General features: G+C 56.8%; 9 protein-coding genes. All 9 read right to left on the bottom strand.

Features of this window, described 5'->3' with window-relative positions; all coding sequences use genetic code 11:
* A partial coding sequence (locus JWR17_RS18335; RefSeq protein ID WP_299833420.1) for an insulinase family protein occupies positions 1-521 on the bottom strand: 521 nt, incomplete at its 3' end.
* A gap of 57 nt (positions 522-578) precedes the next feature.
* Positions 579-2231 (bottom strand): Na/Pi cotransporter family protein, encoded by a 1653-nt coding sequence (locus JWR17_RS18330; RefSeq protein ID WP_299833418.1) that lies wholly within the window; start codon positions 2229-2231, stop codon positions 579-581.
* A gap of 239 nt (positions 2232-2470) precedes the next feature.
* A complete protein-coding gene (locus JWR17_RS18325) occupies positions 2471-3235 on the bottom strand; it encodes a TerC family protein (RefSeq protein ID WP_299833416.1) in 765 nt (254 codons plus the stop codon).
* 66 nt (positions 3236-3301) lie between these two features.
* A complete protein-coding gene (locus JWR17_RS18320) occupies positions 3302-4609 on the bottom strand; it encodes a CitMHS family transporter (protein ID WP_299833415.1) in 1308 nt (435 codons plus the stop codon).
* 235 nt (positions 4610-4844) lie between these two features.
* Positions 4845-6806, bottom strand: a complete 1962-nt coding sequence (locus JWR17_RS18315; protein WP_299833413.1) for a DUF4105 domain-containing protein — start codon at positions 6804-6806, stop codon at positions 4845-4847.
* Positions 6803-7123, bottom strand: coding sequence for a DUF2388 domain-containing protein (locus JWR17_RS18310; protein ID WP_299833411.1), 321 nt, complete (start codon positions 7121-7123; stop codon positions 6803-6805). Before JWR17_RS18310 ends, JWR17_RS18315 begins: the two co-directional genes overlap by 4 nt.
* 34 nt (positions 7124-7157) lie before the next feature.
* Positions 7158-7463, bottom strand: a complete 306-nt coding sequence (locus tag JWR17_RS18305; RefSeq protein WP_299833409.1) for a DUF2388 domain-containing protein — start codon at positions 7461-7463, stop codon at positions 7158-7160.
* A 93-nt stretch (positions 7464-7556) separates the two neighbouring features.
* Positions 7557-7877 (bottom strand): DUF2388 domain-containing protein, encoded by a 321-nt coding sequence (locus JWR17_RS18300; protein WP_299833408.1) that lies wholly within the window; start codon positions 7875-7877, stop codon positions 7557-7559.
* Positions 7878-8219: 342 nt separating this feature from the next.
* On the bottom strand, positions 8220-8435 hold the full coding sequence (locus tag JWR17_RS18295; RefSeq protein ID WP_299833406.1) for a DUF1127 domain-containing protein: 216 nt from the start codon (positions 8433-8435) through the stop codon (positions 8220-8222).
* Positions 8436-8582: the final 147 nt, after the last annotated feature.

The following is an 8582-nucleotide window of genomic DNA, read 5'->3' as shown; positions in this document are numbered from 1 at the left end:
GCTAACTGTTTGCCGGCGCTGTGGCCAAGGTCCTTATGATCAAGCCAGCGTTGCAGATGGGAATCATGGCCGCCGTCTTCATGCTTGACGATGCGTTTGGCGGCAACCAAGGTTGTTTGGTTGATTCGGCTGTGGGTCAGAATGTCCAGCAGCACATCGAGTATTTGCCGCTGGTTGCGGGCCGGTGCTTCGATCACAAAGGTGGTATCGGCGTTGCTGGTGAAGGCGTTCCAGTCACCGCCTAACGCTTGTAGGCGTTCCTCAAGACCTCCCTCGCCGCGATCATCGGTGCCGCTGAACAGCAAATGCTCCAGCAGGTGCGGGAGCTCTTTCTCGTTGCAGCCAAAGTCGTCAAAACCTACGCCCACCACTAAGCGAATGGCGACATGACCTTTGTCATTGCCAGGTTTCAGCAGGATTTGCAGACCATTGGGTAATTCGTAGCCCTCAACCTGGTAGCGATCCAGTGCCATCGAGGCTGCTGAGCTAAGGAACAGGCAAACAAACAACAGGCAACGCATAAAGCGGGATTCCTTGCGGGCCGATATCCATAACAGACTTCATCGGCCCGGGGTCGTTCATAACGGCTGTTCCGCCTCGGCGTCACTGGACAAGGCTCCGGTGTCCGATGTTTCAAGCACCGCGTAGGCGCTGCTGCAGAATAACGAGTTAAGGCGCTTCATGTCGGCGATCAGTTCCAGGTGCAATGAGCTGGTCTCGAGACTCTGCACTACCTTGCGCTGCAGACGGCTGACGTGGGCGTGGGCCAAGCGCCGTTCCTGGGCGCGAAACCTGCGCTTTTCACGCAGCAACTGCCGGGCGCTTTCCGGGTCGGCGCTGACAAATACCGACAAGCCAAGACGTAAATTCAACAGCAGTTGACTGTGCAGCCCAGACAATTCTTCCAGGCCGACTTCGGAGAACGAACGTCTTTGGGAGGTCTTTTGCTGCTGGACTTTGCGCAGCATGCGCTCGATCAAGTCGCTGGCGAGCTTAAGGTTGATTGCCAGCTCGATAATTTCTGCCCAACGCCGGCTGTCCTGCTCGCCCAAGTCTTCGCGAGGCATTTGCGCCAGATACAGTTTGATCGCGTTGTACAGCGCTTCGGCGTCATCATTGAGGCGACGCATCTCGACAGAGACGGATGTCTGCGTGCCGCGCAGTACTTCTTGCATGGCGTTTAGCATGCTTTCAATCAAATCGCCCAGTCGTAGGGTTTCGCGAACAGCGTTAGCCAGCGCCAGGCTCGGTGTCACCAGTGCGGTGGTGTCCAAATGCCGGGGTTTGGCGACGCCGCTGGTTTCCGGGCGCTCTGGCAATAGCCAGGCACAGAGTCGAGCCATGGGGCCGACGCTAGGCAACATCAGCAGGCAGCGCAGGGTGTTGTAGGAAACGTGGAAGCTGATGACCAGGCTTTGCGGGCTGTAATCCAGGGAGTCCATCCACGCTACCAGCGGGCTGAGCACTGGAATGATCAGCAACAGGCCGATGAGCTTGTACAGCAGGCTGCCGAGGGCGACTTGTCGTCCGGCAACGTTTTGCATGCTGGTGCTCAAGAATGCCAGCAAGCCACTGCCGATGTTCGCGCCGACGACGACCCCAATCGCCACGGGCAAACTGATGATGTCCGATCCCGCGAGGGTTGCCGTCAGCAGCACGGCGGCGAGGCTGGAATAGGAAATCAGCGCAAACATCGCCCCGATAAGGGCATCAAGCATGATGTCGCCGGTCAGCGAGGCGAACAGCACTTTAACCCCGGCTGCGTGGGTGATCGGGGCCGCTGACGTCACAATCAGCTGCAACGCGAGAATGATCAGGCCCAAGCCAATGCCGACTCGGCCCAACTGCCCGGCGCGGGTTTGCTTGCGCGACAGAAACAGAATCACGCCCAGGAAAATCAGCAGCGGTGACAGCCAGGACAGGTCGAAGGTCAGCACTCGCGCCATCAGTGCTGTCCCGACGTCTGCGCCGAGCATGATTGCCAACGCCGGTGTCAACGCCATAAGCCGCTGACCAACGAACGACGTCACCAACATGGCGGTGGCGTTACTGCTCTGGACCAGCGCCGTAACCAGGATGCCGGAAATAAACGCCAGAGGTCGCTTGGACATGTTCTGGCTGAGTACGCGGCGTAATGGTGAGCCATACACGCGAAGGATGCCGGTACGGACAATGTGCGTTCCCCAAATCAACAGGGTAACGGCGGACAACAAATTTAGCAGGGTCAGCATACAGAGGCCCCCTGTGGTCACCCAAGCCGGGTGAGGATGAGAAGTGCAGCATGAGGCGAGCGCGATGGGTGCTACTAAGATGTACCAGCGCTCTCCTAAGCTTTAGTCGGCTAATGGCCTTAGCGCCAGCATCGCATAGGCGATAGCGTCATTGAAACAAAACCGTCATAAATCAGTGGATTGAAATGCAAAAAAAACGGGGCATGCGCCGCCCCGTTTTCATTCAGCGGCGTTGATTATCAGCCGAGGGTATCCTTGCGCAATCTAACCGGCTCGCTGGGCGCCTTCTTTTTTGCAATCGAGGTGCGCATCTTGATGTTGATCGCTTCAACCGCCAACGAGAAGGCCATGGCGAAATACACGTAGCCCTTGGGCACATGCACATCGAACGCTTCGGCAATCAAGACTACGCCTACGACGATCAGGAATGACAGGGCCAACATCTTCAGCGACGGATGCTTATCAATGAAATCGCTGATCACCCCGGCGCACGCCATCATGACCAGCACGGCCACGACGATGGCTGCGATCATCACCGGTACGTGGGACACCATGCCGACCGCTGTAATCACCGAGTCGAGGGAAAACACGATGTCGATGATTGCGATTTGGATGATCGTATAAAAGAACTGACCGCCCTTCCCTTTTGGTTCGTCAACCGACTCTTCTTCACCTTCCAGGCCGTGATAAATCTCCTGAGAGCTTTTCCACAGCAGGAACAGGCCACCCAACAACAGAATCAGATCGCGCCCCGAAATACCCTGGCCCACCACCACGAACAAGTCCGCTGTCAGGCGCATGACCCAGGTGATCGACAGCAGCAAAAGGATTCGAGTGACCATGGCCAGTGCGAGGCCAAAAATCCGCGTGCGTGGCTGCATGGGTTTAGGCATGCGGCTGACCAGGATCGAAATCATGATGATGTTGTCGATGCCGAGGACGATTTCCAAGGCGGTCAGGGTGAAGAAGGCAACCCAGATTTCAGGGTTGGTCAGCCATTCCATAAGTGATCCTTTAAGCGGTTAAGCCCCGTTTGCTGTGTTTCACGGCCAGGGGATGAATCGTCAGCTTCATAGACTGCTGTAGAGCGGGAATATTCCCATCAGCAATGCGGCGAACATTATGCACAGGCAAACCAGCACTGCCCATTTGAGGGTGAAGCGCTGGTGGTCGCCAAACTCAATGCCCGCCAATGCCACCAGCAGGTAGGTCGAGGGAACCAGCGGGCTCAGTAGGTGCACGGGTTGGCCGACGATGGACGCGCGAGCCATTTCCAGCGGCGTAATGCCGTAATGGCTGGCCGCTTCGGCGAGGATCGGCAGCACGCCGTAGTAGAAAGCGTCGTTGGACATGAAGAAGGTGAACGGCATGCTGACTAGCGCGGTAATCACAGCGAGGTAGGGACCGAGGGCGTCCGGGATCACTGCCAGCAGGCTTTCGGACATCGCCTTGACCATGCCGGTGCCCGACAGAATACCGGTAAAGATACCGGCAGCGAAAATCAACCCGACCACTGCCAGAACGCTGCCAGCGTGAGCCGCGATGCGGTCCTTTTGAGCCTGCAGGCAAGGATAGTTAACGATCATCGCGATGCTGAACGCGACCATGAACAACACCGGTAATGGCAACAGGCCGGCGATCAGTGCCGCCATCAGAACCAGGGTTAGGCCGCCGTTGAACCAGATCAGTTTTGGACGACGCGCTTCGGGAAATTGCGAAACGCTGATTTCGCTATGATCGACCTCATCGCCCGGCAGGTGTAACTCACCCAGGCGCGCCCGCTCACGCTTACCGTACGCATAGGCAATCAGCAGAATGGCGATGACGCCGGCGACCATTGCCGGGATCATCGGCACGAAGATGTCTGAAGGATCAACATGCAACGCGCTGGCGGCACGAGCGGTAGGTCCGCCCCACGGCGTCATGTTCATCACGCCGCCAGCCAGAATAATCAGACCGGCCATGATCCGCGGGCTCATACCCAGGCGGCTGTACAGCGGGAGCATGGCGGCGACGCAAATCATGTAGGTAGTGGCGCCATCACCGTCCAGGGACACCACCAGCGCAAGTACGGCCGTGCCGACTGAAACTTTGACCGGGTCGCCTTTTACCAGCCTGAGAATCAGGCGTACAGCCGGGTCGAAGAGACCCGAATCGATCATCAAGGCGAAGTACAGAATGGCGAACATCAGCATTACGCCGGTGGGCGCGAGCTTGGTGATGCCCTCGAGCATCATGGGCCCGATGCCGGCGGCAAAACCGCCGAGCAAGGCAAAAGCGATAGGTACCAGAATCAGAGCGATCAAGGCCGAGAGGCGTTTGCTCATGATCAGGTACATGAACGCAACGACCATGGTAAAGCCGAGGAAGGTCAGCATAGAAATACAACGGGCAGGGATAGGCCACAGAGGCAGGCACTTGCAGACATCAGGATCACCGTTTTTATGAGTCTTGTTGTTGTTCAGCGGCCGATCTAGTGTCGGCGACGGGGGCGATCCTAAAGGGACAAGCTTTCAGCCAGCTTTCGGTGATTAAAGAATGTATTTCTCCGGGCTTCGATTCACGTCAAATTCGATGTCAAGCCAAAGACTCCCACAGGGGATTTGCAGAGTGTTATGGCAATTCCAACCCGCCGGCCGCTTTGTGCAGGGCGCGCAGATGTGCGCCGATTTGTTTGAGGTTGGCTTCGTTGGCGGCGATCTCGGCGGCGCGGTCGGGCTCTAGTAACGCGCGAACTTCCTTGTCCAGATCACCTGTTAGGCGCAGCAGTTGCTTTTGCCGTTGGCTACTTTCGTCTTCCAGGCGGTGCCATTCATTGGCCTGGGGCAAGCCATACCCGCCACTGTCGAGCAGTTCGGCCGGCCGGCTGAGAAAGCCACTGCTGGCGAGGATTTCGCGCAGCGTGCCGGTGGCCTGGGAAACACTGCCGTCCTTTTGCTCTTGGGCGCTGAGGTAGCGTTCTTTAACTTCTTCTTGAGCCAGCAGCAATTGCCTACGCAGGCTGGCTTGTTCCAGCAACAGCATGGCAGCACTGGTGCGCAGGTTGGCGTTGGTGAACCATGGGTTGCGCTCTTTGGCGGACAGTGACAACCAGTCCTCAACCGTCGTTTGCTTGATCGGCAGCTGCTTTTTCAAAATCTCGAACATCGCTTGGTAGCGGTCTCGATAAGAGTCAAAGCGATAACCGAGACGCAACGCCTCGCGCTGGTCTTTCAGCACGCTGGTGTCAGCCAGACCACGGGCATTCAGGACTTCTAACAGGCCATTGGGAATGATGCTGTCCAAGCCTTTGATGCGCGGGTCATCTGTACCGCTGCGCAACAACTTCAGCGTTTCTACAGCGCAGTTGTTCGAGATGAAGTAGTAATTGCCGTCGTAACTCCAATGCATCTCGGCGGCGTGCTGCACCAGATCGTTGATTTCCGGACGCGATAGATTCATCGGCACTGAGGCCAGACTGCGCAGCTCGGTCTTGGTGTATTCATCGATCACTTGGGAAAGCGGCAGCACGAACAGCCGCGAAGGGTAAACCCCTGTCAGGCCGTCCCAACTCGATAGCTGTACATCGCCCACGAAAGCGCGATAAGACAACACCAAGTGTTGGTCCAGGTCCAGGCGACAATCCGGCCCGCGCGGGCGCCCCGGTTTGCAGATGACCAGGCGCAGCATGCTATGGCCCCAGCGGCTGACCCAGTTCTGATTGGCTTCGGCCAGTAGATAATCGACTGCGTACACCCGTTCCGGATCGATCTTGCCCAGCGGTTGCATGGCAAAATCGCTACCCGCATTAATAAAGGGGTAGGCAGCCGGGCAGTCGTTTTTTGCAACGGGAGCCCAGCCAAACTGTTCTTTGTAATAAGCATAAAGGCCTGGGCGGCGGCAGACGTAATCCGGGTCGAGGAGGAAGTACTCCATGTTTACCGCGACAAATTCTCGCGGGTTGCTGATCTCATAGATGTCCGGGCTTCGTGCGACCTGGCGATTATTTTGTTCGCGCGCTCCCCTGCGACCGACGGCTTCTGGCCAACCAGCAAGGTCGAGTAATCGCGGATCGTCGCTGAGGGTAAAACGGCGATCCGTTTCGCCACGGCATTGATCAGGCAGACCAATTTCACCGGTGCTACTGGCTTGGCGTCGGCAATTAAGGATCAGCTTGCGCTCGCCCGCAGTCCACAAAGCAGCGCGGTCATAAATGTGGGTCAGTTCGTGCAGGACCGTGGCAAGCATTTCCCGGCGCACGGTGCCGTGGGGGCGATTGGTTTTTTTCGTCGCCGCAGAGCCGTCGGTCAAACCCGCCAGCAAGTCACGATTCAATACGAGGTGATGCGGTCCAGTTGCTTCGCCATAGGCGTTGCCAGGCAAGCCAGTCGACCAACTGACATCGACGCTGCGATCCAGTTGTTCGACAAAACTTGGCGGCAGCGCCTGCATGGCCTCCCCAAGCAGGATCTGACTGGCTTTTATCTGCGCCGGGCTGAGGTCGTCAGGGTCGAGTTTGAGGCTCAAGCCCGCGACAGCGCTGTTGCCGACCAGCAACAACGCAGTGATCAGCATCCAGGCGAAGAGCTGCTTCACAGCGCGAGAATGGCTTCTGCGAGGGTTTCATCGGTGGCGTTTCGGGCTTCTGGCAGATGAGCGCGCAATGAGTCGAAGGCGGCTTCGAGTTGCACGCCGCGAATGTCGCCTTTGCTGGCAACGTAGCTGGCTGCGTCATCTTTAGCCTGGATCACCACTTTAGAGTCACGTGTCGACGTGGTGCTGTCGGAGGTGAAGTCGATGCTGCGGCCAAAGGCGCGAACGACGATGTTACTGGTGGCCTTCACGGTTTGAGCCTGTGCTACGCCGGTCAGTAACAACAGACCAAGGGCGGCGGCAATCAGCGGGGTACGCATGGAACGTCTCCAAAATTCAGAAGATAAAACGTAGTTATTGGACGAGGATCGCCTGTGCCAGTTCATAGTCGCTGGCACAAAGTTTTGGCTGGCTTTGACGTAGCTGCTCACGTAGCGCAAGCAGTGCCTCTTCCAGTTGTGCTCCTCGCACTTGGCCATCACTGGCTATAAACGCTGCAGCATCATCCTGGGCGGCAAGTATCAGCTTTCGATCAAATGGCGCGGAAGTCACCTTGCTGGTAACAAATCCGCTAGCGACCAGATTTTGCGTGGTCGTATCAAACGCCTGAGACTGAGTCGTCCAGGCAAGGGCAATAACAATAATGAGCAGATAACGCATGGGGGCAAAAGAACCGATGATTCGACCGGGCAAGGCTAGCGCAATGCCCGGAACAGAACCAGCCCGGTGTTAAGCGGGCCAGCGCAGCGGCGATCAGATGGCCAGAATCGCCTGAGCCAGTTGGGTGTCAGTGGCTTTGAGATGGGGGGCCAATTGGTGAATATGATCCAGAGCGCCTTCAAGTTGCACGCCACGGATCGCGCCTTGGCTGGCCACAAAGCTGGCAGCGTCGTCGCGGGCAGCCAACACAATTTTGTCGTCCTTGAACGACGAGGACACTTTCGAGGTTGCATCGCTGGAGGCATCCACCGCACGGACGAGCTCATCGGTTGTAACAACAAAGCTCGAAGCGCTTGCGCCGGTGGCAACAACAGCCAAGAGGGCTACAGCGCTAAGCAGGCGTAGACGAGACATGATGGACTCCAATGGCGAATAAATGATGATCTGAGCATCGGCAAGCCTATCCCAGCGAAGCGCCGTGCACCATCAAGTGTCGCTTTGAGGGTGTTTTTAGCGACGGGAGGGCTGGTTTGAAGTGCTATATGGTTAAAAAACAAGCAAAAAACGAACTGTGTAGGTTTTTTAACAATTGCTGGTAACTGTACCGGTATGCGGACGACTCACTGAGCGATGCGCCTGTTTTCCGGACCGTGAAAATGACAAAACCCGTCTGCAGTTGCCTGCGACGGGTCTTGTATGGAGCAATTCGGGTTGCTGGCAGGAGACCTGATAGGTCTGGGACCAGCGAGCGCTAAATCAGCGCCAGAACGGCTTGCTCAACTCTTCGTAACGTTGCGATTCGCTAATCCCGGCGTCAGCCAGCAAACGTGCATCCAGACGGGCCAGTTGGTGGCGGCTGGAGATGCGACGCTGCCAAAGCATCAGGTTGGCGAAAGCGCGAAGAGGCCATACAGCTTTTTCGTTTGCAGCGGTGGTTTCGAAGAACAGGTCGGAACTGATTGTACGTTCCATGATTAGCATCCTTCCGCTTATGGCGGGATTAGGTAGTGGTTTAACTGAGATTGATCTTCCTCTCTCTTGGCAAGACTCACTAGACACAGTTCAACTCAATTGTGCTGGTCCAGTTAACTGTTTATAGGCACTGTTTTGTCCTAAAAC

It is taken from the genome of Pseudomonas sp., assembly GCF_028293835.1.
GTDB lineage: Bacteria > Pseudomonadota > Gammaproteobacteria > Pseudomonadales > Pseudomonadaceae > Aquipseudomonas.
This window is presented reverse-complemented; position numbering and strand designations above follow the sequence as displayed.